The 24,747-nt window shown below is 59.0% G+C and carries 21 protein-coding genes; 9 read left to right on the forward strand and 12 right to left on the reverse strand.

What is annotated here, in order from left to right; translation table 11 throughout:
- Nucleotides 1-217: 217 nt before the first annotated feature.
- The 7 genes from ACOYXE_RS04345 to ACOYXE_RS04375 all read right to left on the reverse strand — a co-directional run bounded on the left by ACOYXE_RS04345 (nucleotide 218) and on the right by ACOYXE_RS04375 (nucleotide 8,003).
- On the reverse strand, nucleotides 218-643 hold the full coding sequence (locus tag ACOYXE_RS04345) for a GNAT family N-acetyltransferase (RefSeq protein ID WP_034155132.1): 426 nt from the start codon (nucleotides 641-643) through the stop codon (nucleotides 218-220).
- Complete coding sequence (locus tag ACOYXE_RS04350; protein ID WP_160058623.1) at nucleotides 636-1,805, reverse strand: ribosomal protein uL16 3-hydroxylase; 1,170 nt, start codon at nucleotides 1,803-1,805, stop codon at nucleotides 636-638. The genes ACOYXE_RS04345 and ACOYXE_RS04350 overlap by 8 nt, the downstream gene beginning before the upstream one ends.
- 86 nt (nucleotides 1,806-1,891) lie before the next feature.
- Nucleotides 1,892-3,262, reverse strand: coding sequence for an adenylosuccinate lyase (gene purB / locus ACOYXE_RS04355; protein ID WP_016987412.1), 1,371 nt, complete (start codon nucleotides 3,260-3,262; stop codon nucleotides 1,892-1,894).
- A gap of 127 nt (nucleotides 3,263-3,389) precedes the next feature.
- The gene (gene hflD / locus ACOYXE_RS04360; RefSeq protein WP_038362633.1) at nucleotides 3,390-4,013 is read right to left on the reverse strand and encodes a high frequency lysogenization protein HflD; all 624 of its coding nucleotides are present in this window, start codon (nucleotides 4,011-4,013) and stop codon (nucleotides 3,390-3,392) included.
- Nucleotides 4,010-5,134, reverse strand: coding sequence for a tRNA 2-thiouridine(34) synthase MnmA (mnmA, locus tag ACOYXE_RS04365; RefSeq protein WP_405123327.1), 1,125 nt, complete (start codon nucleotides 5,132-5,134; stop codon nucleotides 4,010-4,012). The genes hflD and mnmA overlap by 4 nt, the downstream gene beginning before the upstream one ends.
- 59 nt (nucleotides 5,135-5,193) lie before the next feature.
- Nucleotides 5,194-5,640 carry an NUDIX hydrolase gene (locus tag ACOYXE_RS04370; protein WP_160058620.1) on the reverse strand — a complete coding sequence of 149 codons (447 nt, stop codon included), beginning with the start codon at nucleotides 5,638-5,640 and terminating at the stop codon, nucleotides 5,194-5,196.
- A gap of 137 nt (nucleotides 5,641-5,777) precedes the next feature.
- The gene (locus ACOYXE_RS04375) at nucleotides 5,778-8,003 is read right to left on the reverse strand and encodes an NADP-dependent isocitrate dehydrogenase (protein WP_460927887.1); all 2,226 of its coding nucleotides are present in this window, start codon (nucleotides 8,001-8,003) and stop codon (nucleotides 5,778-5,780) included.
- 481 nt (nucleotides 8,004-8,484) lie between these two features.
- On the opposite strand from ACOYXE_RS04375, the gene icd reads away from it, so the two are divergent.
- The gene (icd, locus tag ACOYXE_RS04380) at nucleotides 8,485-9,741 is read left to right on the forward strand and encodes an NADP-dependent isocitrate dehydrogenase (RefSeq protein ID WP_460927889.1); all 1,257 of its coding nucleotides are present in this window, start codon (nucleotides 8,485-8,487) and stop codon (nucleotides 9,739-9,741) included.
- 87 nt (nucleotides 9,742-9,828) lie between these two features.
- Here icd and ACOYXE_RS04385 read toward each other — a convergent pair whose 3' ends face one another.
- Entirely contained in the window at nucleotides 9,829-10,134 is a 306-nt protein-coding gene (locus ACOYXE_RS04385; protein ID WP_460927891.1) for a cold shock domain-containing protein, read from the reverse strand.
- Nucleotides 10,135-10,358: 224 nt separating this feature from the next.
- Here ACOYXE_RS04385 and clpS point away from each other — a divergent pair, with 224 nt between their 5' ends.
- Together clpS and clpA are read left to right on the forward strand one after the other, a co-directional pair.
- Nucleotides 10,359-10,742, forward strand: a complete 384-nt coding sequence (gene clpS / locus ACOYXE_RS04390) for an ATP-dependent Clp protease adapter ClpS (RefSeq protein WP_016987405.1) — start codon at nucleotides 10,359-10,361, stop codon at nucleotides 10,740-10,742.
- A 30-nt stretch (nucleotides 10,743-10,772) separates the two neighbouring features.
- Nucleotides 10,773-13,043: an ATP-dependent Clp protease ATP-binding subunit ClpA gene (gene clpA, locus ACOYXE_RS04395; protein ID WP_007920210.1), complete on the forward strand. Its 2,271-nt coding sequence runs from the start codon at nucleotides 10,773-10,775 to the stop codon at nucleotides 13,041-13,043.
- A 978-nt stretch (nucleotides 13,044-14,021) separates the two neighbouring features.
- On the opposite strand, the gene infA is transcribed toward clpA, so the two are convergent.
- The 4 genes from infA to trxB form a co-directional block, all read right to left on the reverse strand.
- Nucleotides 14,022-14,240 carry a translation initiation factor IF-1 gene (gene infA, locus ACOYXE_RS04400; RefSeq protein ID WP_002553999.1) on the reverse strand — a complete coding sequence of 73 codons (219 nt, stop codon included), beginning with the start codon at nucleotides 14,238-14,240 and terminating at the stop codon, nucleotides 14,022-14,024.
- A 112-nt stretch (nucleotides 14,241-14,352) separates the two neighbouring features.
- Nucleotides 14,353-15,060 (reverse strand): arginyltransferase, encoded by a 708-nt coding sequence (locus ACOYXE_RS04405; protein ID WP_016987044.1) that lies wholly within the window; start codon nucleotides 15,058-15,060, stop codon nucleotides 14,353-14,355.
- A 57-nt stretch (nucleotides 15,061-15,117) separates the two neighbouring features.
- Nucleotides 15,118-15,798, reverse strand: a complete 681-nt coding sequence (aat, locus tag ACOYXE_RS04410; RefSeq protein WP_160058617.1) for a leucyl/phenylalanyl-tRNA--protein transferase — start codon at nucleotides 15,796-15,798, stop codon at nucleotides 15,118-15,120.
- A 63-nt stretch (nucleotides 15,799-15,861) separates the two neighbouring features.
- Nucleotides 15,862-16,821, reverse strand: a complete 960-nt coding sequence (gene trxB, locus ACOYXE_RS04415) for a thioredoxin-disulfide reductase (RefSeq protein ID WP_460927895.1) — start codon at nucleotides 16,819-16,821, stop codon at nucleotides 15,862-15,864.
- A 297-nt stretch (nucleotides 16,822-17,118) separates the two neighbouring features.
- On the opposite strand from trxB, the gene ACOYXE_RS04420 reads away from it, so the two are divergent.
- The 6 genes from ACOYXE_RS04420 to cysG all read left to right on the forward strand — a co-directional run bounded on the left by ACOYXE_RS04420 (nucleotide 17,119) and on the right by cysG (nucleotide 24,740).
- Nucleotides 17,119-19,527 (forward strand): DNA translocase FtsK, encoded by a 2,409-nt coding sequence (locus ACOYXE_RS04420; RefSeq protein WP_123594191.1) that lies wholly within the window; start codon nucleotides 17,119-17,121, stop codon nucleotides 19,525-19,527.
- Nucleotides 19,528-19,594: 67 nt separating this feature from the next.
- The gene (gene lolA, locus ACOYXE_RS04425) at nucleotides 19,595-20,215 is read left to right on the forward strand and encodes an outer membrane lipoprotein chaperone LolA (protein ID WP_405123331.1); all 621 of its coding nucleotides are present in this window, start codon (nucleotides 19,595-19,597) and stop codon (nucleotides 20,213-20,215) included.
- Between the two features lie 137 nt (nucleotides 20,216-20,352).
- On the forward strand, nucleotides 20,353-21,675 hold the full coding sequence (locus ACOYXE_RS04430; protein ID WP_034155144.1) for a replication-associated recombination protein A: 1,323 nt from the start codon (nucleotides 20,353-20,355) through the stop codon (nucleotides 21,673-21,675).
- Nucleotides 21,675-22,049, forward strand: coding sequence for a fluoride efflux transporter CrcB (crcB, locus tag ACOYXE_RS04435; protein ID WP_160058614.1), 375 nt, complete (start codon nucleotides 21,675-21,677; stop codon nucleotides 22,047-22,049). Before ACOYXE_RS04430 ends, crcB begins: the two co-directional genes overlap by 1 nt.
- Nucleotides 22,050-22,064: 15 nt before the next feature.
- Nucleotides 22,065-23,345 carry a serine--tRNA ligase gene (gene serS, locus ACOYXE_RS04440; protein WP_007908080.1) on the forward strand — a complete coding sequence of 427 codons (1,281 nt, stop codon included), beginning with the start codon at nucleotides 22,065-22,067 and terminating at the stop codon, nucleotides 23,343-23,345.
- Entirely contained in the window at nucleotides 23,346-24,740 is a 1,395-nt protein-coding gene (gene cysG, locus ACOYXE_RS04445) for a siroheme synthase CysG (protein ID WP_160058613.1), read from the forward strand.
- Nucleotides 24,741-24,747: the final 7 nt, after the last annotated feature.

Genomic DNA, 24,747 nt, shown 5'->3' on the forward strand with positions numbered 1-24,747 from the left:
TTGATATTGCCAGTTTGTCGGCCTTGGGTGGGGCAAGTTGAATCGTAGACAGCAAAACGCCCCGGCATCGGTTGATGTCGGGGCGTTTTGTGGTGTGCTTGCTGGCCTCTTCGCGAGCAGGCTCGCTCCCACATTAAATCTCTGTCTGACACAAATATCGTGTCCGCTGGAGATCCCCTGTGGGAGCGAGCCTGCTCGCGAAGGCCGCGCCGCGGTTTTATGCCGAATGCCGAACCATATCGACATGCGGAATCCCGGCTTCGAGGAATTCCTCGCTGACCAGGCTGAAACCCAAGCGTTCATAAAACGCCGTGGCTTGCACCTGAGCACTGAGCATTTGCTGCTTCAACCCACGTTCTTCAGCTTCAGCAATGACCGCTTGCATCAGCGCATCACCGACCTTCATCCCGCGCCAGTCTTTCAGTACTGAAACCCGGCCAATGTGCCCATCGGGCAACAGGCGCGCAGTACCAATCGGAAAGTCGCCTTCAAACGCCAGAAAATGCACGGCGGTCGCGTCGTCCGCGTCCCATTCCAACTCAGGTGGCACCGATTGTTCGGCGATGAACACCGTTTCACGAATGCGCCGGATCTCGGCGATGTCCTTCTGCCAGTCTGCGACACGTACGCGAATCTTATTCATCGGCGAACCCCAGGCTCCCTTGCTTGACCAGCTGGCACAGCAGGCCGCAAGCGTCTTCGTCGTTCAGCCACTCACCGAGGTTGTCGGTGTGCAGGGCGTCGGCGGCGCAGATCAGCTTCAACAGCTCGCGCAGCTTGCCCGGCAGATAACGGCTCTGGCCGCTGGCGAACAGCAGCAGGTCGTCATCGACTTCCGACCAGGCCAGGCGCGCGCTCGGGTTGCGGATCAGTACGGCGCCATCCTGCAGGGCGGCGAGGAAGTCTTCTTCTTCGATTTCTTCCGGGCCGGCCACCAGTTCCGGGTAGCGCGGCTCGGTCATGTACTGGCCGAACCAGGTCAGCAGCAGGCGCTCGTCGCTCATGTGCTCGGCGAGCAGGGCTTTCAGGCGATCCAGTGCATCGTGTTGAATCTGATGTGGATCAGCCGCTGGTTGTGCGTCGGCATCGGTGTAGCGCTCTTCGTCAGTCAGGAACTGGCTGAGGAAGTCGGTGAAGTGGGTCAGTACTTCGGAAGCGCTCGGCGCACGGAAGCCAACCGAGTAAGTCATGCAGTTGTCGACCGCGACACCGCAATGGGCCAGACGCGGCGGCAGGTAGAGCATGTCGCCCGGCTCCAGGACCCACTCTTCGCTCTCGTGAAATTCAGCGAGGATGCGCAGATCGGCGTGTTGCAGCAGCGGGCTTTCGGAATCGCACATCTGGCCGATTTTCCAGTTGCGCTTGCCGTGGCCTTGCAGCAGGAACACGTCGTAGTTATCGAAGTGCGGACCGACGCTGCCACCCGGAGCGGCGAAGCTGATCATCACGTCGTCGACGCGCCAGCTCGGCAGGAAACGGAAGTTTTCCAGCAGCTCGCTGACTTCCGGTACGAATTGGTCGACGGCTTGAACCAGCAGGGTCCACTCTTTTTCCGGCAACTTGCTGAATTCGTCTTCAGCGAACGGGCCGCGACGCAGTTCCCATGGACGCTCGCCGTGCTCGATCACCAGGCGCGACTCGACTTCTTCTTCCAGGGCCAGGCCGGCCAGTTCGTCGGCGTCGATCGGGCTTTCGAAGTCAGGAATCGCCTGGCGGATCAGCAGTGGCTTTTTCTGCCAGTAGTCGCGCAGGAACTCGCGCGCCGTGATGCCACCCAGAAGTTGAAGAGGAATATCGGGATTCATATGTAACCTATTGAAAAAAAGCACTTTTCATACGGGAATAAAAACGCCCGGCGCGGCCGGGCGTCTCAAACGGATCAAGCGGTCGATCAGATGCGTTTGGCTTGCGCTACAGCGTTGCCGATGTAGTTGGCCGGGGTCAGTTGCTTGAGCTCGGCTTTCGCTTGCGCTGGCATGTCCAGGCCGTCGATGAAAGTCTGCAACGCTTCAGGGCTGATGCCCTTGCCGCGAGTCAGTTCTTTCAGCTTCTCGTACGGGTTTTCGATGTTGTAGCGGCGCATCACGGTCTGGATCGGCTCAGCCAGCACTTCCCAGCAAGCGTCGAGGTCAGCGGCAATCTTCTGCTCGTTGAGCTCCAGTTTGCTGATGCCTTTAAGGCTGGCTTCGTAGGCGATCACGCTGTGGGCGAAGCCGACACCGAGGTTGCGCAAGACGGTGGAGTCGGTCAGGTCGCGCTGCCAGCGGGAGATCGGCAGTTTGCTCGCCAGGTGCTGGAACAGTGCGTTGGCGATACCGAGGTTGCCTTCGGAGTTTTCGAAGTCGATCGGGTTGACCTTGTGCGGCATGGTCGACGAACCGATTTCGCCAGCGATGGTGCGCTGTTTGAAATAACCCAGGGAGATGTAGCCCCAGATATCACGGTCGAAGTCGATCAGGATGGTGTTGAAGCGCGCGATCGCGTCGAACAGCTCGGCGATGTAGTCGTGCGGTTCGATCTGCGTGGTGTACGGGTTGAAACCCAGACCCAGCTCGTCTTCGATGAAGGCGCGGGCGTTGGCTTCCCAGTCGATCTGCGGGTAGGCCGACAGGTGCGCGTTGTAGTTGCCGACGGCGCCGTTGATCTTGCCCAGCAGCGGCACGGCAGCGACCTGAGCGATCTGACGCTCGAGACGGTAAACCACGTTCGCCAGCTCTTTACCCAAAGTAGTCGGGGAGGCCGGTTGACCGTGGGTGCGCGACAGCATTGGCACGTCAGCGAAACGGATGGCCAGTTCGCGGATCGCGTTGGCGGTCTGGCGCATCAGCGGCAGCATCACGTCGTCACGGCCTTCGCGCAGCATCAGGGCGTGGGACAGGTTGTTGATGTCTTCGCTGGTGCAGGCAAAGTGGATGAACTCGCTGACCTTGGCCAGCTCCGGCAGCTTGGCCGCCTGCTCTTTGAGCAGGTATTCGATCGCTTTGACGTCGTGGTTGGTGGTGCGCTCGATCTCTTTGACGCGCTCGGCGTGCTCCAGCGAGAAGTTTTCAGCCAGTTCATTGAGAACGGCGTTGGCCTCGGCGGAGAAGGCTGGCACTTCAGGGATACCAGCGTGGGCGGCCAGGCGCTGGAGCCAGCGCACTTCAACCAGAACGCGGGCACGGATCAGACCGTACTCGCTGAAAATCGGGCGCAGGGCCTGGGTTTTGCCGGCGTAGCGGCCGTCAACAGGGGAAACCGCAGTGAGCGAAGAAAGCTGCATGGGGTGTTCTCGGACAGTCGGGCAACGAAATGGGGCGCGTATCATACATGAAAAAATCCGCCGGTCCGTTGCCAACTGACCGGCGTATTACGCGTTACAGACTACAAAGCTTTTATTGCAGGGCGAATTACTCGCTGCGCATCAACGGATACAGCTCTTTGAGCAGCTTGCGCCGGCTGATCACCAACTGCCAGCGATGGCCGCCGAGCTGTCGCCACAGGCGCGCTGAACGAATGCCGGCGAGCAGCAGGGCACGGATCTTCGAGGCATTGCTCGGCTGCTGCAGATTGCGCATGTCGCCATGCACCTGAATGCGTTGGCGCAGGGTGCTCAGGGTGTCCTGATACAGGGCGCCGCAAGCCGCGACCACGTTTTCGTGGGCCGGGCCGAAATGCTCGACTTGCGACTGAATCTGCGGCAAGCGCTTGCCGATGGTGTCGAGCATGTCGTTGCGCTTGGCCAGTTGACGCTCCAAACCCAGCATCGACAGCGCATAACGCAACGGCTCGCGCTGCAACGTGCTCGGGTCGCGTTCGAGGGCGCCGATCAGTGCGCGGTAGCCCTCGCGCAGATTAAGGTCATCGCCGCCGTACACGTCCAGCGTGTCCTTCGGGTCGCGCACCAGCAGACTGCCGAGCATGCAGGTCAGACCGGCCTCGCTGGTCTGGCCGGTTTTGGCGATCCGGTCGACCAGCACGGCGGCGAGAAACACCCCGCCGAGCGCCGTCAGTTGCTCCTGAGTCGGGCTCATGCCTGGCCGCTCCATGGCTCGGCGACTTCGATCACGCCGCCACCGAGGCAGATTTCACCGTCGTAGAACACCACGGACTGGCCCGGCGTCACCGCGCGTTGCGGTTCGTCGAACACGGCGCGGTAACCGTTGGCGGTTTTTTCCAGGGTGCAGGCCTGATCGCTCTGGCGATAACGCACTTTGGCGGTCAGGTGCAGCGGCTGGCTCAGGTTGATCGGGTTGACCCAATAGATTTCCGAAGCGAGCAGGGCGCCGGAGAACAGCCACGGATGGTTGTTGCCCTGGCCGACGATCAACTCGTTGGTGTCGAGATCCTTGCGCAGCACGTACCACGGCTCGTCGCCGGCGTCTTTCAAGCCGCCGATGCCGAGGCCCTGGCGCTGACCGATGGTGTGATACATCAAACCGTGGTGACGGCCGATGACCTCGCCTTCGGTGGTCTTGATTTCGCCCGGTTGCGCCGGCAGGTATTGCTTGAGGAAGTCGCTGAAGCGACGCTCGCCGATGAAGCAGATCCCGGTGGAATCCTTCTTCTTCGCGGTGGCCAGCTCGTATTTCTCGGCAATTGCGCGCACTTCCGGCTTTTCCAGTTCACCGACCGGGAACAGGGTCTTGGCGATCTGTTCGCCGCCTACGGCGTGCAGGAAGTAGCTCTGATCCTTGTTCGGATCGAGGCCTTTGAGCAGTTCGGTACGACCATCAATGTCGCGGCGGCGCACGTAGTGACCGGTGGCGATCAGATCGGCGCCGAGCATCATGGCGTAATCGAGGAACGCCTTGAACTTGATCTCGCGGTTACACAGGATGTCCGGGTTCGGTGTACGACCGGCCTTGTATTCGGCGAGGAAGTGCTCGAACACGTTGTCCCAGTACTCGGCGGCGAAGTTGGCGGTGTGCAGCTTGATGCCAATCTTGTCGCAGACAGCCTGGGCATCCGCCAGGTCGTCCATGGCGGTGCAGTATTCCGTTCCGTCGTCTTCTTCCCAGTTCTTCATGAACAGGCCTTCCACTTCATAGCCCTGCTCGATCAGCAGGAGAGCGGAAACGGAAGAGTCCACGCCGCCGGACATGCCGACAATGACGCGCTTCTTGGATGTGTCAGAAGGGGCTGGATCACGCATAGGGATTCAATGAGTGTCTTGAAAAAGGACGCGATTCTAGCAGGCTCGCGGCCTCAAGGCTAAAGAGAAGGGCGGATCAGTTCGAGGCTGAAGTGATGACCGGCCAGATAATCGTCGATGCAACGGATGATCAGCTCACTGCGCCAGTTGTCGCGCTGAGTCATTAATTCGTCACGGGTCAGCCACTTGGCGCGGACGATGCCGTCGTCGAGCTGGTAATCCGGATGATGTTTGATGGCTTTGGCGCTGAAACACACGCGTTGGTAGGTCACGCCGTTGCTCGGCGCGGTGTACAGGTAAATGCCGATAACGCCGATGGGTTCGACGTCCCAGCCGGTTTCTTCGAGGGTTTCGCGTACGGCGGCGTCGATCAGGGTTTCGTCCGGGTCGAGATGTCCGGCGGGCTGGTTGAGCACATTGCGCCCGGCCTTGTGTTCCTCGACCATCAGGAAGCGACCGTTGTCCTCGACGATAGTGGCGACGGTGATGTGGGGGAGCCATTCCATAGGATGTCCTCAAATATAGAATTGAAACCCAATCCCCCCTGTGGGAGCGAGCAGGCTCGCTCCCACAGGGGAATTGTGTGAGCTCTGGAAACACAAACCCCGGCACAGGGCCGGGGTTCGTTTACAGCGCTACAACCTTAAACCAGCGCAGCAATCGCCGCGTTGAGGGTTGCGCTTGGGCGCATGGCCTTGCTGATCAGCTCGGCATTGGCGTGGTAGTAACCGCCGATGTCGACTGGCTTGCCCTGAACGGCGTTGAGTTCGGCAACGATGGTTGCTTCGTTCTCGGTCAGGGTTTTTGCCAGAGTCGCGAACTGCGCTTGCAGTGCAGCGTCTTCAGTCTGGGCAGCCAGGGCCTGAGCCCAGTACATCGCCAGATAGAAGTGGCTGCCGCGGTTGTCGATGTTGCCGACTTTGCGCGATGGCGACTTGTTGTTGTCGAGGAACTGGCCGGTGGCCTGATCCAGGGTTTTCGACAGCACCAGGGCTTTCGGGTTGTTGTAGTTCACACCCAGATGCTCGAGGGATGCTGCCAGTGCGAGGAACTCGCCCAGCGAATCCCAGCGCAGGAAGTTCTCTTCAACCAGTTGCTGCACGTGCTTCGGAGCCGAACCGCCGGCGCCGGTTTCGAACAGGCCACCGCCGTTCATCAGCGGCACGATCGACAGCATCTTGGCGCTGGTGCCCAGTTCCATGATCGGGAACAGGTCGGTCAGGTAGTCGCGCAGTACGTTGCCGGTCACCGAAATGGTGTCCTTGCCTTCGCGGGTGCGCTGCAGGGTGAACTTCATCGCGTCGACTGGCGCCATGATCTGGATGTCCAGACCGGTGGTGTCGTGATCCTTCAGGTAAGCCTGAACCTTCTCGATCACTACGCCATCGTGAGCGCGCATTGGGTCCAGCCAGAAGATCGCTGGAGTTGCGCTTGCGCGAGCACGGTTGACGGCCAGTTTGACCCAGTCCTGGATCGGCGCGTCTTTGGTCTGGCACATGCGGAAGATGTCGCCGGCTTCAACAGCCTGTTCCATCAGCAGGTTGCCCTTGCTGTCGGTGACGCGAACCACGCCATCAGCCTTGATCTGGAAAGTCTTGTCGTGCGAGCCGTACTCTTCGGCTTTCTTCGCCATCAAGCCAACGTTTGGCACGCTGCCCATGGTGGTCGGGTCGAAAGCGCCATTGGCTTTGCAATCTTCGATCACGGCCTGGTAGATGGTCGCGTAGCAACGATCCGGGATCACAGCCTTGGTGTCGTGCAGCTGACCGTCGGTGCCCCACATCTTGCCGGAGTCACGGATCATTGCTGGCATCGAGGCGTCGACGATAACGTCGCTCGGCACGTGCAGATTGGTGATGCCTTTGTCGGAGTTGACCATCGCCAGCGATGGGCGAGCAGCGTAGACGGCGGCCATGTCAGCTTCGATCTGTGCTTGCTGCTCAGCCGGCAAGGCTTTGATGCGCGCGTACAGATCGCCGATGCCGTTGTTCAGGTTGAAGCCGATCTCGGCCAGCACGTCAGCGTGCTTGGTCAGTGCGTCTTTGTAGAACTCGGCAACGATCTGGCCGAACATGATCGGGTCGGAGACCTTCATCATGGTCGCTTTCAGGTGCACCGAGAGCAGCACGCCTTGCGCCTTGGCGCTTTCGATTTCAGCAGCGATGAACGCGCGCAGGGCGTTTTTGCTCATCACGGCGCAGTCGAGGATCTCGCCAGCCTGAACGGTGGTTTTTTCTTTCAGAACGGTCGCGGTGCCGTCTTTGGCGATCAGCTCGATCTTCACGGCGTCAGCGGCGTCGATCAGGGCAGCTTTTTCGCTGCCGTAGAAATCGCCGGTGCTCATGTGAGCGACGTGGGACTTGGAGTCTTTGGCCCAGGCGCCCATTTTGTGCGGGTGCTTGCGCGCATAGTTCTTCACCGACAGCGGTGCGCGACGGTCGGAGTTACCTTCACGCAGAACCGGGTTCACGGCGCTGCCCTTGACCTTGTCGTAACGCGCCTTGGCGTCTTTGTCGGCGTCGCTGGTTACGGTTTCCGGGTAGTCCGGCAGGTTGTAACCCTGAGCTTGCAGCTCTTTGATCGCGGCTTGCAGCTGTGGCACCGAAGCGCTGATGTTCGGCAGCTTGATGATGTTGGCTTCAGGCGTAACGGCCAGGTCGCCCAGTTCGGCGAGGTGGTCGGCTACGGCTTTGTCGCCCAGTTGCTCGGGGAAGCTGGCCAGAATACGTGCTGCAAGAGAGATATCGCGGGTTTCCACGGCGATATCGGCCGAAGCGGTGTACGCCTCGATGATCGGCAGCAGGGAATAGGTGGCGAGGGCTGGAGCTTCGTCGGTGAAGGTATAGATGATCTTCGAGCGGGTGGGCATATTCGGATTAACTCTCTCTTCTTTGCTAAAGCGTGCGCAGAAACTCGAGGGGCGCCGGGTAAGCGCGTTCGTTCAAAGTCATCCATGAACCGAATGTCGAGATTCTTCGCGGTGATGTTGGGTGCATCAGTAGAGCGTCAAGCAGTCAGGCTGCGGTAACAACCCGACCAATCAGGCGGAAAGTCTCGTTCTAGAGAGGCCAGCCGTCGTGACCCTGTGGTCAGCGGGCGGCATTATACATAGGTAGCTGGCAATCTGCCGATGGTTCATATGCAACGATTCTCGTCCATTGGTCTAAAGGTCGCAGGGCAGGGTGGCGCGTAGAGTCGTCGCGAATGCTTGAGTTTGGCGCTTTTCCCTTTGCTTTCAGGCTTGTACGAAACGAGATGTAGCTGCGCCACGAACAGAGGGTTTGCGTGTTGATTTAACTGGGTTACGCTCGAACCAAGCCAGATGTTCAATCCAAACAATGGAGTTCAGCATGGGTTACAAGAAGATTCAGGTTCCAGCCGTCGGCGACAAAATCACCGTCAATGCAGACCATTCTCTCAATGTTCCTGATAACCCGATCATCCCCTTCATCGAAGGTGACGGCATTGGTGTCGACATCAGTCCGGTGATGATCAAGGTTGTCGATGCTGCAGTTCAAAAGGCATACGGCGGTAAACGCAAGATTTCCTGGATGGAAGTCTACGCCGGGGAAAAAGCCACTCAGGTTTACGATCAGGACACCTGGCTGCCTCAGGAAACCCTCGATGCAGTCAAGGATTACGTGGTTTCCATCAAAGGCCCGCTGACCACCCCGGTCGGTGGTGGCATCCGCTCGCTGAACGTGGCCCTGCGTCAGCAACTCGACCTGTACGTCTGCCTGCGCCCGGTGCGCTGGTTCGAAGGCGTGCCGAGCCCGGTGAAAAAGCCTGGCGATGTGGACATGACCATTTTTCGCGAGAACTCCGAAGACATCTACGCGGGCATCGAGTGGAAGGCCGGTTCGCCGGAAGCCACCAAAGTCATCAAATTCCTTAAAGAAGAAATGGGCGTCACCAAGATCCGTTTCGACGAAAACTGCGGCATCGGCGTCAAGCCGGTTTCCCTGGAAGGCACCAAGCGTCTGGCGCGCAAGGCCCTGCAATATGTAGTGGATAACGATCGCGATTCGCTGACTATCGTGCACAAAGGCAACATCATGAAGTTCACCGAAGGTGCCTTCAAAGAGTGGGCCTACGAAGTGGCCGCTGAAGAATTCGGCGCGACCCTGCTCGACGGCGGCCCGTGGATGCAGTTCAAGAACCCGAAAACCGGCAAGAACGTTGTGGTCAAGGACGCTATCGCTGACGCCATGCTCCAGCAGATCCTGTTGCGCCCGGCCGAGTACGATGTGATTGCGACCCTGAACCTGAACGGCGACTACCTCTCCGATGCTCTGGCGGCGGAAGTGGGCGGTATCGGTATCGCGCCGGGCGCCAACCTGTCCGACACCGTGGCGATGTTCGAAGCCACCCACGGTACGGCGCCGAAGTACGCCGGCAAGGATCAGGTCAACCCGGGTTCGCTGATTCTCTCGGCTGAGATGATGCTCCGCCATATGGGCTGGACCGAAGCGGCGGATCTTATTATCAAGGGTACCAGCGGCGCCATTGGTGCCAAGACCGTGACTTATGACTTCGAACGTTTGATGGATGGGGCCAAGCTGGTTTCGTCTTCGGGCTTCGGGGATGCGTTGATTTCGCATATGTAAAAACGCGGGCACATAAAAACCGCCTGATTCTTCATTGAGTCAGGCGGTTTTTTATTGCTTGGGATATTCAGGTGAAGATCAGTCAGCTCACGCTTTGGCAGTTGCGGCGGCAGCGGCAGCGGCAGCGCCAAAAGCAGCACTCTCAGCGGGGCTGGATGGTTCAATGATGACGTTTGTGATTTTTAGGGCATGCAGCCCCTTGGGGCCTTGAACAATCTCAAAACTCACCATTTGTCCAGCCTTGAGGGTTTTATACCCGTCCATCTCAATGGCGGAGTAGTGCGCAAAGAAATCGATCTCTTTGTCATCCTCATCGCGGCCTTCGCGGGCGTCGGTATTGATAAAGCCGAATCCCTTGGCATTGTTGAACCATTTCACCTTGCCGACAGCCATGCTCAAATCCCTCTGCAACAGACTCCATCGCTGGAGTATCATCCAATTCATCCGCAATCTTATTCGTTAAAAGAATTGACTCCGCGGATCTTTTTTACCCACTGTGGGTTCTATTGGTTGTAACACCGTTTTCCCGATAGTCAAGGTGACCGGGCAGTCGGAGTTGAAAACGTGGACAACCGCCCCCACCACTGTATTTGCACAACTGACGAACCTTTCTTTCCATGCATGCAATCAGCCAGATTCGACTAACATTCAATCAGGATCGCCCGCTTCTCCAAAAGGATCTTCCAGAGGAGCACGACGACGATTCGGCAGGCGTTGCTGTTCAGGAAGCAAAGCCTGCGTTACAGGCGCCGCCGATGTACAAGGTGGTTTTGTTTAATGATGACTACACACCGATGGATTTCGTCGTCGAAGTGCTCGAGGTGTTTTTTAACCTGAATCGCGAGCTGGCGACCAAGGTCATGCTGGCCGTTCACACAGAAGGACGGGCAGTATGTGGAGTGTTTACCCGCGACATCGCCGAGACAAAGGCCATGCAGGTCAACCAGTACGCCAGGGAAAGCCAGCATCCGCTACTCTGTGAAATCGAGAAGGACGGTTAATCGCCGACCACTTGGGTATGAGGTGAAGCTATGTTAAACCGCGAGCTCGAAGTCACCCTCAATCTAGCCTTCAAGGAGGCTCGTTCGAAACGTCATGAATTCATGACCGTCGAACACCTTTTGCTGGCCCTATTGGACAATGAGGCTGCCGCCACCGTTTTGCGTGCCTGCGGCGCAAACCTCGACAAACTCAAGCATGACCTGCAGGAGTTCATCGACTCCACCACGCCATTGATCCCCGTTCATGACGAAGATCGCGAAACCCAGCCAACACTGGGCTTCCAGCGTGTACTGCAACGTGCTGTTTTCCACGTACAGAGCTCGGGCAAACGCGAAGTAACCGGCGCCAACGTGCTGGTTGCCATCTTCAGTGAGCAAGAGAGTCAGGCAGTGTTCCTGCTGAAACAGCAGAGCGTTGCGCGCATCGATGTCGTCAACTACATCGCTCACGGCATTTCCAAAGTGCCGGGGCATGGCGATCACTCTGAAGGTGAACAAGATATGCAGGACGACGAGGGCGGTGAGTCTTCTTCTTCAGGCAATCCTCTGGATGCTTATGCCAGCAACCTCAACGAACTCGCGCGTCAGGGTCGAATAGATCCGCTGGTCGGCCGTGAGTCGGAAGTCGAGCGTGTCGCGCAGATTCTCGCGCGTCGGCGCAAAAACAATCCGCTGCTGGTCGGTGAAGCAGGCGTGGGTAAAACCGCGATTGCCGAAGGTCTGGCCAAGCGCATTGTCGACAATCAGGTTCCGGATCTGCTGGCCGGCAGTGTTGTTTATTCGCTTGATCTCGGTGCTCTGCTCGCGGGTACCAAGTATCGCGGTGATTTCGAGAAGCGTTTCAAAGCGCTGCTCAATGAACTGAAAAAGCGTCCGCAAGCCATTCTGTTCATCGACGAGATCCACACCATTATTGGTGCGGGTGCTGCGTCGGGCGGGGTCATGGACGCTTCGAATCTGCTTAAGCCGCTGCTGTCGTCTGGCGACATTCGTTGCATCGGTTCGACCACGTTCCAGGAGTTTCGCGGCATCTTCGAGAAGGATCGTGCCTTGGCGCGCCGCTTCCAGAAGGTCGATGTCGTCGAGCCATCGGTGGAAGACACCATTGGTATCCTGCGCGGCCTGAAAGGGCGTTTCGAACAACACCACAACATCGAATACAGCGACGAAGCGCTGCGTGCCGCTGCTGAACTGGCATCGCGCTATATCAATGACCGACACATGCCGGATAAAGCCATTGACGTTATTGACGAGGCAGGCGCGTATCAGCGCCTGCAACCGGTCGAGAAGCGCGCCAAGCGTATCGAAGTGCCGCACGTCGAAGACATCGTCGCGAAAATCGCGCGGATTCCGCCTAAGCACGTCACCAGCTCCGACAAAGAGCTGCTGCGTAACCTGGAGCGTGACCTGAAACTGACGGTGTTTGGTCAGGACGCGGCGATCGATTCGCTGTCGACTGCGATCAAACTATCGCGTGCCGGCCTGAAATCGCCTGACAAACCAGTCGGTTCGTTCTTGTTCGCAGGTCCGACCGGTGTCGGTAAAACCGAGGCCGCGCGGCAACTGGCCAAGGCGTTGGGGATCGAACTGGTTCGCTTCGACATGTCCGAGTACATGGAGCGTCACACCGTATCTCGTCTGATCGGTGCGCCTCCTGGGTATGTTGGTTTCGATCAGGGCGGTCTGTTGACCGAAGCGATCACCAAACAGCCGCACTGCGTATTGCTCCTCGATGAAATCGAGAAGGCGCATCCGGAAGTCTTCAACCTGCTGCTGCAGGTGATGGACCACGGTACGCTGACCGACAACAACGGGCGCAAGGCGGACTTCCGCAACGTGATTGTGATCATGACCACCAACGCTGGTGCCGAAACGGCGGCGCGTGCTTCGATCGGTTTCACCCATCAGGACCACTCGTCTGATGCGATGGAAGTGATCAAGAAGAGCTTCACGCCGGAGTTCCGCAACCGTCTGGACACCATTATCCAGTTTGGTCGCCTCAGTCATGAGGTCATCAAAAGCGTGGTGGACAAGTTCCTTACCGAGCTTCAGGCGCAGCTGGAAGACAAGCGTGTGCTGCTTGAGGTCACCGACGCGGCGCGCAGTTGGCTGGCGGCGGGTGGTTATGACTCGGCGATGGGCGCACGTCCGATGGCGCGTCTGATCCAGGACAAGATCAAGCGTCCGTTGGCGGAGGAGATTCTGTTTGGCGAGCTGGCCGAGCATGGCGGTGTGGTGCACATCGACATCAAGGATGGTGAGTTGACGTTTGACTTCGAGACCACGGCTGAGATGGCCTGACGGCTTGATGTTGATTGGGAAGGCGCCTTCGGGCGCCTTTTTGTTGTCTGGTGTTTTTGTGTGTATATCCGTTGCTGCGGTAACGGCTGCTTAGGGTTTCGCCCTTACGGCGACTCACTTTTTTTCAAACGCCAAAAAAAGTAAGCAAAAAACGCTTGCTCCTACGTGCGGCCCGCTCGCTGGGGCTCGGGGTTCCTTCACTGCGGGATTGATCCGGGCGCAGCGCCTACGGTTTGCTTCGCTGCACCTCCTCTCGCTGTGTTTGGCTGCGCCAAACGGTCGCTGCGCTCCCACGCCCGGATCAATCCCTCCACTCAGCCTTCCGATGTCGCCTTAAAGATCAAAAGCTGCAGCCGAGCTAACGCTCATCCTGTTGAGTGGTGAGGGGCACAGCGTGGTCGGCTTTGGATTTGCGTTGGAGCTGCCCCTCACCCCAGCCCTCTCCCGAGGGAGAGGGAGCCGATGGTGGGCATCTCAAAATTTGCGTTCAACTCGGTATTTCACGTCGGCGTACATCTCTCAAACACTTCGGTCAGTCCCCTCTCCCTCCGGGAGAGGGCTAGGGTGAGGGGCTCTTGATCTGGCTTTGGCTTTTGACGTGGCTTTTGATTTATTGCCCCTTCGGCAGGCCGAGCGTAGGTGTTCATCCGGGGGTAGGCGCGCAGCGCCGTGCGGCGCAGCCGCATACATCGAGAGGAGGTGCAGCGAAGCAAACCGTAGGCGATGCCCCCGGATGGACACCGTAGCGAGGGAACACTGAGCCTCAGCGAAGTGCCGTACGCCGGGGCGAGCCTTTTTGGTTACTTTTTCGGCGTTTGGAAAAAGTGACCCGCCGTAAGGGCGGAACCCTAAGCAGCCATAACCGCAGCAACGGATATGCCCCCAAATCCCAAATCCCAAATCCCAAACCCAAACCCAAACCCCAAAACGCAGATACAAAAACGCCCGGCATAAACCGGGCGTTCTGTATTGACTTGATTAACGAGCGCGGTAAGTAATGCGCCCTTTGCTCAAGTCATAGGGCGTCAGCTCGACGCGCACTTTGTCACCGGTAAGAATACGAATGTAGTTCTTGCGCATCTTGCCGGAAATATGCGCGGTTACGACGTGCCCATTTTCCAACTCCACACGAAACATGGTGTTGGGCAGGGTGTCGACGACAGTGCCTTCCATTTCGAAGCTGTCTTCTTTCGACATGCAGTAAAGCCCTCGGTATCCAATGAATGGCCCGGTGCAACTGCGCCAGGCAAAAGCGGCGTGCATTGTGCCCGAAAAATGGGGTTTACGCCAAGGGGTTTACGGCTTGGGTTTAGTTGAGGATGACCCAGCGCTGATTAATCAGCAATTCGATGGGCCGATATTGCGTCTTGTAGTTCATCTTTTTGCAGTTCTTGATCCAATAACCAAGGTACACCGCCTCAAGCCCGAGACGCTGTGCCTCGGCGATTTGCCAGAGGATGGCAAATCGGCCAAGACTGCGGCGCTCTTCGTCGGGTTCGTAAAAGGTGTAAACCGCCGACAAACCGTTCGGCAGCAAATCGGTCACCGCCACGGCGAGCAACCGTCCGTCGAGTCGGAACTCGTAAAAACGCGAGAAGGGCAGATCGCGTACCAGAAAAGTCGAGAATTGATCACGACTCGGCGGGTACATATCGCCGTCAGCGTGGCGTTGTTCGATGTAGCGCTGGTACAGATCGAAATATTCTTCGCTGAACTGCGGTTTGGCCGGGCGCACCTGCAAATCCGCGTTGCGCTTGAAAATCCGCTTCTGCTGGCGATTAGGTGTGAACTGCGCCACCGGAATGCGCGCAGGCACGCACGCATTGCAGTTCTGGCAATGCGGGCGATACAGATGATCGCCACTGCGGCGAAAGCCCATTTCCGACAGGTCTGCGTAGACATGCACATCCATGGGCTGACTCGGATCGAGAAACAGGGTCGTGGCCTGCTCCTCGGGCAGATAACTGCAAGAGTGAGGCTGAGTGGCATAGAACTTCAAGCGCGCCAACTCGGTCATGATCAACCCTCGGGATAAGCTGGTGAATTAAGTGTAAGCCACGCGCGCAAAAGTCGCTCAGCAAACCCAAGTGGCACGATTGGGTTGATCCAGGTGATTTGCCAGATAGTCGGCGAATTGCTGACGAGGAATCGCCCGCGCGCCGAGGCTGTGCAGATGATCGGTCGGCATCTGGCAATCGATCAGCACGAATCCCGAGTCTTGCAGATGGCGCACCAGGGTGGCAAAGCCGAATTTGGAGGCGTTGTCGGCGCGGCTGAACATCGATTCGCCGAAAAACAGTTGGCCCATCGCCAGGCCGTACAGGCCGCCGACCAGTTCGCCCTGATCCCAGACTTCCACGGAATGGGCGAAGCCGCGACGATGCAGTTCAATGTAGGCGTCCTGCATGGCTTCGGTGATCCAGGTGCCGTCGGCGTAATCCCTGGGCGCGGCGCAGGCGCGGATCACGGCGTCGAAGTCCTGATCGAAGGTCACTTGATAGCGTTCCTGGCGCAGCAATTTGCCGAGGCTGCGCGAGACATGCAGTTCGTCGGGAAACAACACAGTGCGCGGATCCGGAGACCACCAGAGAATCGGTTGGCCCTCGGAAAACCACGGAAAGCAGCCATGGCGGTAAGCCTGGATCAAACGATCAGCCGACAGGTCGCCACCGGCGGCGAGTAATCCGTTAGGGTCGCGCATGGCCTTTTCCAGCGGCGGAAAAGTCAGGGAATTACGTTGTAACCAAGTCAGCATGGCATCCAGGCTTGCAGAAGGGGAGGGCGGTGCGGGCTTTTTAGCCCGCGATAAAGTGTGCCGTTAAATGACAGGAATGTCGTCCAGATACTTCTCGGCATCGAGCGCGGCCATGCAGCCGGCACCTGCTGACGTCACCGCCTGGCGGTAAACGTGGTCGGCCACGTCGCCGGCGGCGAACACCCCGGGAATCTCGGTGGACGTAGCGTCACCGTCGCTGCCACCCTTGACCAGCAAGTACCCATCGCGCATTGGCAACTGTCCTTGAAACAGATCAGTGTTGGGCTTGTGACCAATGGCAATGAATACGCCGGCCAGCGCCAGTTCAGCGGTTTCGCCGGTGTGGCTGTCGCGCAGTCGCGCACCGGTGACGCCGCTGGTATCGCCGAGTACTTCGTCGAGATTCTGATTCCAGTGCAGGCGCACGTTGCCGTTGGCGGCTTTCTCGAACAGTTTGTCCTGAAGGATTTTCTCCGAGCGCAGCTTGTCGCGGCGGTGGATCAGGTGCACCTCCTTGGCGATGTTCGACAGGTACAGAGCTTCCTCAACCGCCGTATTGCCGCCGCCGACTACCGCCACCACCTGATTGCGATAGAAAAAGCCGTCACAGGTCGCGCAGGCGGAAACACCTTTCCCAGCGAAGGCTTCTTCCGAGGGCAGCCCCAGGTATTGCGCCGAGGCGCCGGTGGCAATGATCAGCGCATCGCAGGTGTAAGTGCCGCTGTCGCCGACAAGCTCGAACGGGCGCTGCTGCAACTTGGCGGTGTGGATGTGGTCGTAAACGATCTCTGTAGCAAAGCGTTCGGCGTGCTTCTGCATGCGCTCCATCAACACCGGGCCAGTGAGGCCTTCGACGTCGCCGGGCCAGTTGTCGACTTCAACGGTAGTGGTGAGCTGGCCACCTGCCTGCAGGCCGGTAATGACCACGGGTTTGAGGTTGGCGCGGGCGGCATACACGGCAGCACTGTAGCCGGCCGGACCGGAGCCGAGGATGATCAGGCGTGAATGCTTCGCTACGTTCATCAAATACACCTCATAAGCCTTTGTCACAAAAGGTAATGCATGCTCAAATTGAGTCGCGGGTTCTGTGTGCTTGACTATGCTCAGTCTTCGGGTTTGAAGCATGGCATCAGACGCACAAACCCGTACAATGCCGGGCTGTTACAGAATATTCGCGGTGCGCTGTGTTTATAAAAAGCGCGACGCAGTGTTAAAAGTAGTCTCAGTTGCGCTCGTTCACTTTTTTACCTGCCTGGATTGGGCAGTTTTTTATCGTCATTCAATAGATGGACGCGCCTCGGGCGCAGGAAAAGAAGCGTTTTGAAGAAATCCACCGAAGCACCAAAAACAGTCGTTCCGCTCTGGCGTCAACAATTGCACTACCGGCTCAAGGAAGGTGCACTGATCGCCATCGGCGCCTTGTGCCTGTTCCTGATGATGGCTTTGCTGACCTACGGCAAGGACGATCCGGGCTGGAGCCACAACAGCAAGATCGACGACGTACAGAATTTCGGCGGCCCGGCGGGCTCCTACAGCGCCGACATCCTGTTCATGGTGCTGGGTTACTTCGCCTACATCTTCCCGTTGTTGCTGGCGGTCAAGGCCTACCAGATCTTCCGTCAGCGTCATGAGCCGTGGCAGTGGAGCGGCTGGCTGTTTTCCTGGCGCCTGATCGGTCTGGTGTTTCTGGTGCTGTCCGGCGCTGCGCTGGCGCATCTGCACTTTCACGCGGCTTCGGGTCTGCCGGCGGGTGCCGGTGGTGCACTGGGCGAGAGCCTCGGCAATCTGGCGAAGAACGCGCTGAACATTCAGGGCAGCACGCTTTTGTTCATCGCGCTGTTCCTGTTTGGCCTGACGGTGTTCACCGACCTGTCGTGGTTCAAGGTGATGGACATTACCGGCAAGATCACCCTCGACCTGTTCGAGCTGTTCCAGGGCGCGCTCAATCGCTGGTGGGCGGCGCGTACCGAGCGCAAGCAACTGGTTGCGCAACTGCGTGAAGTCGACGATCGCGTGCATGACGTGGTCGCGCCGACGGTCACCGACAAACGTGAGCAAGCCAAAGTCAAAGAACGCCTGATCGAACGTGAGCAAGCCCTGAGCAAGCACATGTCCGATCGCGAGAAACAGGTTCCGCCAGTCATCGCTCCTGCACCGGCCAAAGCGCCTGAGCCAAGCAAACGCGTGCAGAAAGAGAAGCAGGTGCCGTTGTTCGTCGACAGCGCCGTGGAAGGCACCTTGCCGCCGATCTCGATTCTTGATCCTGCGGAAAAGAAACAACTCAATTACTCACCGGAATCCCTGGCGGCGGTCGGCCATTTGCTGGAGATCAAGCTCAAGGAGTTCGGCGTCGAAGTCACGGTGGATTCGATTCACCCGGGTCCGGTGATTACCCGTTACGAAATTCAGCCTGCCGCCGGCGTCAAAGTCAGCCGCATCGCCAACCTGGCGAAAGACCTCGCGCGTTCGCTGGCCGTGACCAGTGTGCGGGTGGTAGAAGTGATTCCGGGCAAGACCACCGTCGGTATAGAGATTCCCAACGAAGACCGGCAGATCGTGCGCTTCTCCGAAGTGCTGTCGACGCCCGAGTACGACAACTTCAAATCGCCGGTCACCCTGGCACTCGGTCACGACATCGGCGGTAAGCCAGTGATTACTGACCTGGCGAAGATGCCGCACCTGCTGGTGGCCGGTACGACCGGTTCCGGTAAGTCGGTGGGTGTGAACGCGATGATCCTGTCGATCCTGTTCAAGTCCGGCCCGGAAGACGCCAAGCTGATCATGATCGACCCGAAGATGCTGGAACTGTCGATTTACGAAGGCATTCCGCACCTGCTGTGCCCGGTCGTGACCGACATGAAGGACGCCGCCAACGCCCTGCGCTGGAGCGTCGCCGAGATGGAGCGCCGCTACAAGCTGATGGCGAAAATGGGCGTGCGCAACCTGTCTGGCTTCAACGCCAAGGTCAAGGAGGCGCAGGACGCCGGCGAGCCGTTGAGCGATCCGCTGTACAAGCGCGAAAGCATTCACGATGAAGCGCCGCTGCTGCAGAAGCTGCCGACCATCGTCGTGGTGGTCGACGAATTCGCCGACATGATGATGATCGTCGGCAAGAAAGTTGAAGAGCTGATCGCCCGTATTGCGCAGAAGGCGCGTGCGGCGGGTATTCACTTGATCCTTGCGACCCAGCGGCCGTCGGTGGACGTGATCACCGGTCTGATCAAGGCCAACATCCCGACGCGTATGGCGTTCCAGGTGTCGAGCAAGATCGACTCGCGAACCATCATCGACCAGGGCGGCGCTGAACAACTGCTCGGCCACGGTGACATGCTCTACATGCCGCCGGGCACCAGCCTGCCGATCCGGGTTCACGGTGCGTTCGTATCCGACGATGAAGTACACCGTGTGGTCGAAGCGTGGAAACTGCGCGGCGCTCCGGAATACAACGATGACATCCTCAACGGTGTCGAAGAAGCCGGCAGCGGTTTTGAAGGTAGCAGCGGTGGCGGCGACGGCGATGATCCGGAAGCCGACGCGCTGTATGACGAAGCGGTACAGTTCGTACTCGAAAGCCGTCGTGCCTCGATTTCTGCGGTACAGCGCAAGCTGAAAATCGGCTACAACCGCGCCGCACGGATGATCGAAGCCATGGAAATGGCCGGGGTCGTCACCTCGATGAACACCAACGGTTCCCGTGAAGTCCTGGCCCCGGGCCCGGTACGCGACTGATTGCAAACGCAAGAGGCGGGACAATGATGTGCCGCCGCTCTCCCAACGAGTATTCAAGAGGACTCCCATGCGTCTTATCCGCATGCTGCTGCCAGTACTGGCGCTGACCACTCTCACGGCCCACGCCGATGACAAGGACGTGGCGCGTCTGACCCAATTGCTGGAAACATCCAAGACCCTGAGCGCGAACTTCTCGCAGCTGACCCTCGACGGCGGCGGCACACAGTTGCAGGAAACCACCGGCGACATGACCCTGCAGCGTCCGGGCCTGTTCTACTGGCACACCAATGCGCCAGCCGAGCAGACCATGGTTTCCGATGGCAAGAAAGTCACCCTGTGGGACCCGGATCTGGAACAGGCCACGATCAAGAAACTCGACGAGCGTCTGACCCAGACCCCGGCGCTGCTGCTGTCCGGTGATGTATCGAAGATCAGCCAGAGCTTCGCCATCAGCGCGAAAGAGGCGGGCGGTGTGATCGACTTCACCCTCAAGCCGAAAACCAAGGACACCTTGTTCGACAGCCTGCGTCTGTCGTTCCGCAACGGTCTGCTTAACGATATGCAACTGATCGACAGCGTCGGCCAGCGCACCAACATCCTGTTTACCGGGGTCAAGGCCAACGAGCCGGTATCGCCGTCCAAGTTCAAGTTCGACATCCCCAAGGGTGCCGACGTGATCCAGGAATAAACGCAATAACCTGTGGGAGCGAGCCTGCTCGCGAATGCGGTGAATCAGTCACCATTAATGTTGAATGGACCATTGCATTCGCGAGCAGGCTCGCTCCCACAGGGATTGTTGTCCCCAGTGAGGTTTCATAGGTAGTGATGGATCTGTTTCGCAGTGCACCGATTGCCCAGCCACTGGCCGCGCGTTTGCGGGCGACCAATCTGGATGAGTACGTCGGTCAGGAGCACGTGCTCGCTCGCGGCAAGCCTCTGCGTGAGGCGCTGGAGCAGGGTGCCCTGCATTCGATGATCTTCTGGGGTCCGCCGGGCGTGGGTAAAACCACCCTCGCGCGGTTACTCGCGGAAGTCTCCGATGCGCATTTCGAAACGGTCTCGGCGGTGCTCGCCGGGGTCAAGGAAATCCGTCAGGCCGTTGAAATCGCCAAGCAGCAGGCCGGCCAGTACGGCAAGCGCACGATTCTGTTCGTCGATGAAGTGCATCGTTTCAATAAGTCTCAGCAGGATGCGTTTCTGCCGTACGTTGAAGACGGCACGCTGATCTTCATCGGCGCCACCACCGAAAACCCTTCGTTCGAACTCAACAACGCCTTGTTGTCGCGTGCCCGCGTCTACGTGCTGAAAAGCCTCGATGAAGCGGCGCTGCGTAAGCTGGTGCACCGTGCGCTCACCGAAGAACGTGGTTTGGGCAAGCGCAACCTGACGCTGAACGACGAAGGCTTCCAGATGTTGCTGTCCGCCGCCGATGGCGATGGCCGGCGTCTGCTCAATCTGCTGGAAAACGCCTCGGATCTGGCTGAAGACAACAGCGAAATCGGCACCGAGTTGCTGCAAAGTCTGCTCGGCGATACCCGTCGACGTTTCGACAAGGGTGGCGAAGCGTTTTACGACCAGATATCTGCACTGCACAAATCGGTGCGTGGCTCCAACCCTGACGGCGCGCTGTACTGGTTTGCGCGGATGATCGACGGTGGTTGCGATCCGCTGTACCTGGCCCGACGCGTGGTACGCATGGCCAGCGAAGACATCGGCAACGCCGACCCGCGCGCCCTCAGTCTGTGCCTCGCGGCGTGGGAAGTGCAGGAACGTCTCGGCAGCCCGGAAGGCGAGCTGGCGGTGGCGCAGGCCATCACCTATCTGGCCTGCGCGCCGAAAAGTAACGCCGTGTACATGGGTTTCAAAACCGCCTTGCGCGCCGCTGCAGAAAACGGCTCGCTGGAAGTACCGCTGCACTTGCGCAACGCACCGACCAAACTGATGAAACAATTGGGCTACGGCGACGAGTACCGCTACGCCCATGATGAGCCGGACGCTTACGCCGCCGGCGAAGACTATTTCCCGGAAGAGCTCGACCCAATCCCGTTCTACCAACCGGTGCCGCGCGGCCTGGAGTTGAAGATCGGCGAGAAGCTCAACCATCTCGCCCAACTCGACCGTTTAAGCCCTCGGCAGCGGAGAAAATAATGGTTCCACTGATCATTGCGGTCTCCGTCGGCGGCATGGCCGGCACCTTGTTGCGCTTCGCCACCGGCAATTGGATCAACGCCAATTGGCCGCGGCACTTCTATACCGCGACGCTGGCCGTTAATATCGTGGGCTGTCTGTTGATTGGCGTGTTGTACGGCCTGTTTTTGATACGCCCGGAGGTGCCGATCGAGGTACGTGCCGGGTTGATGGTTGGCTTCCTCGGGGGGCTGACGACTTTTTCATCCTTTTCACTGGATACGGTGCGCCTGCTGGAAAGCGGGCAAGTTCCGCTGGCCCTGGGCTACGCGGCGCTCAGCGTATTCGGCGGGCTGCTCGCGACGTGGGCTGGCCTGTCTTTGACCAAACTTTGATAACGAGAAACCGACATGCTCGATTCCAAACTGTTACGTAGCAACCTTCAGGACGTAGCGGACCGCCTGGCTTCCCGTGGCTTTGCCCTGGATACCGCGCGCATCGAAGCGCTGGAAGAACAGCGCAAGACCGTCCAGACCCGCACCGAAGCACTGCAGGCTGAGCGTAACGCGCGTTCCAAATCCATCGGTCAGGCCAAGCAGCGCGGCGAAGACATCGCGCCGTTGATGGCGGACGTCGAGCGCATGGCGGGCGAACTGAGTGCCGGTAAAGTCGAGCTGGATGCGATCCAGACCGAACTGGATTCGATCCTGCTCGGCATCCCGAACCTGCCACACGAATCCGTGCCGGTCGGCAAAGACGAAGACGACAACGTCGAAGTGCGCCGCTGGGGCACGCCGACCGCTTTCGACTTCGAAGTGAAAGACCACGTGGCGCTGGGCGAGAAGTTCGGCTGGCTGGACTTTGAAACCGCCGCCAAACTTTCCGGCGCGCGTTTCGCCCTGTTGCGTGGCCCGATCGCGCGTCTGCATCGCGCACTGGCGCAGTTCATGATCAATCTGCACGTCAACGAGCACGGCTACGAAGAGGCGTACACGCCTTATCTGGTTCAGGCCCCGGCGCTGCAAGGCACCGGTCAACTACCGAAGTTCGAAGAAGACCTGTTCAAGATCGCCCGCGAAGGCGAAGCCGATCTGTACCTGATCCCGACCGCTGAAGTGTCGCTGACCAACATCGTTGCTGGCGAAATCGTCGATTCGAAACTGCTGCCGATCAAGTTCGTCGCCCACACGCCGTGCTTCCGCAGCGAAGCCGGTGCGTCGGGTCGCGACACGCGCGGCATGATCCGTCAGCACCAGTTCGACAAAGTTGAAATGGTGCAGATCGTCGAGCCGTCGACCTCGATGGAAGCGCTGGAAGGTCTGACCGCCAACGCCGAAAAGGTTCTGCAACTGCTCGGTCTGCCTTATCGCACCCTGGCGCTGTGCACCGGCGACATGGGCTTCAGCGCGGTCAAGACCTACGATCTGGAAGTGTGGATCCCGAGCCAGGACAAGTACCGCGAGATCTCGTCGTGCTCGAACTGTGGCGACTTCCAGGCCCGTCGTATGCAAGCGCGTTTCCGTAACCCGGAAACCGGTAAACCTGAGCTGGTGCACACCCTGAACGGTTCCGGTCTGGCCGTCGGCCGTACGCTGGTTGCTGTGCTGGAAAACTACCAGCAGGCTGACGGCTCGATCCGGGTGCCGGACGTGCTCAAACCGTACATGGGTGGCCTTGAGGTCATCGGCTAAATGAAATATCTGCCGCTGTTTCACAACCTGCGCGGCAGTCGTGTGTTGGTCGTCGGTGGGGGGGAAATTGCCTTGCGCAAATCCCGCCTGCTGGCCGATGCCGGTGCGCTGCTGCGGGTGGTCGCACCTGAAATCGAATCGCAACTGCGTGAACTGGTCGTCGCCTCTGGCGGCGAATGCCTGTTACGCGGTTACGTTGAAGCGGATCTCGACGGTTGCGGGCTGATTATTGCCGCTACCGACGATGAGATGCTGAACGCACAAGTCTCCACCGATGCTCACAAGCGTTGCGTGCCGGTCAACGTGGTCGACGCGCCGGCCTTGTGCAGCGTGATCTTCCCGGCGATCGTCGATCGCTCGCCGCTGATCATTGCGGTGTCCAGCGGCGGCGATGCGCCGGTGCTGGCGCGTTTGATCCGCGCCAAGATCGAAACATGGATTCCCTCGACTTACGGTCAGTTGGCCGGACTCGCCGCGCGTTTCCGCAATCAGGTGAAAAGCCTGTTTCCGGATGTGCAGCAGCGTCGCGGTTTCTGGGAAGACGTATTTCAGGGGCCGATCGCCGATCGGCAACTGGCCGGGCAGGGCGCCGAGGCCGAGCGTTTGCTGCAAGCCAAGATTGATGGCGAAGCCATGGTCACGACTGGTGAGGTTTATCTGGTCGGGGCAGGGCCGGGCGATCCGGATCTGCTGACCTTCAAGGCGTTGCGTCTGATGCAGCAAGCCGACGTGGTGTTGTACGACCGCTTGGTCGCGCCAGCGATTCTTGAACTGTGCCGTCGTGATGCCGAGCGGGTCTACGTCGGCAAACGTCGTGCTGATCACGCCGTGCCGCAGGATCAGATCAACCAGCAACTGGTTAATCTGGCCAAGGCCGGCAAGCGCGTGGTGCGGTTGAAGGGCGGTGATCCGTTCATCTTCGGCCGTGGTGGCGAAGAGATCGAAGAACTGGCCGCTCACGGCATTCCGTTTCAGGTGGTCCCGGGAATTACGGCGGCCAGCGGTTGCGCGGCGTATGCCGGGATTCCGCTGACCCATCGCGATCATGCGCAGTCGGTGCGGTTTGTCACCGGGCATTTGAAGGACGGTTCCACCGATCTGCCATGGGCCGACCTTGTCGCGCCGGCGCAGACGCTGGTGTTCTACATGGGCCTGGTCGGCTTGCCGGTCATTTGCGAGCAACTGATCAAGCACGGTCGTTCAGCGGATACTCCGGCGGCGTTGATTCAGCAGGGCACCACGGTCAATCAGCGCGTCTTTACCGGCACGCTGGCCGATCTGCCACGACTGGTGGCGGAGCACGAAGTGCATGCGCCGACACTGGTGATCGTGGGAGAAGTGGTGCAACTGCGCGAGAAACTGGCGTGGTTCGAAGGGGCTCAGGCGCAGGTCTGAAAAACCG

It is taken from the genome of Pseudomonas sp. MC6, assembly GCF_054790575.1.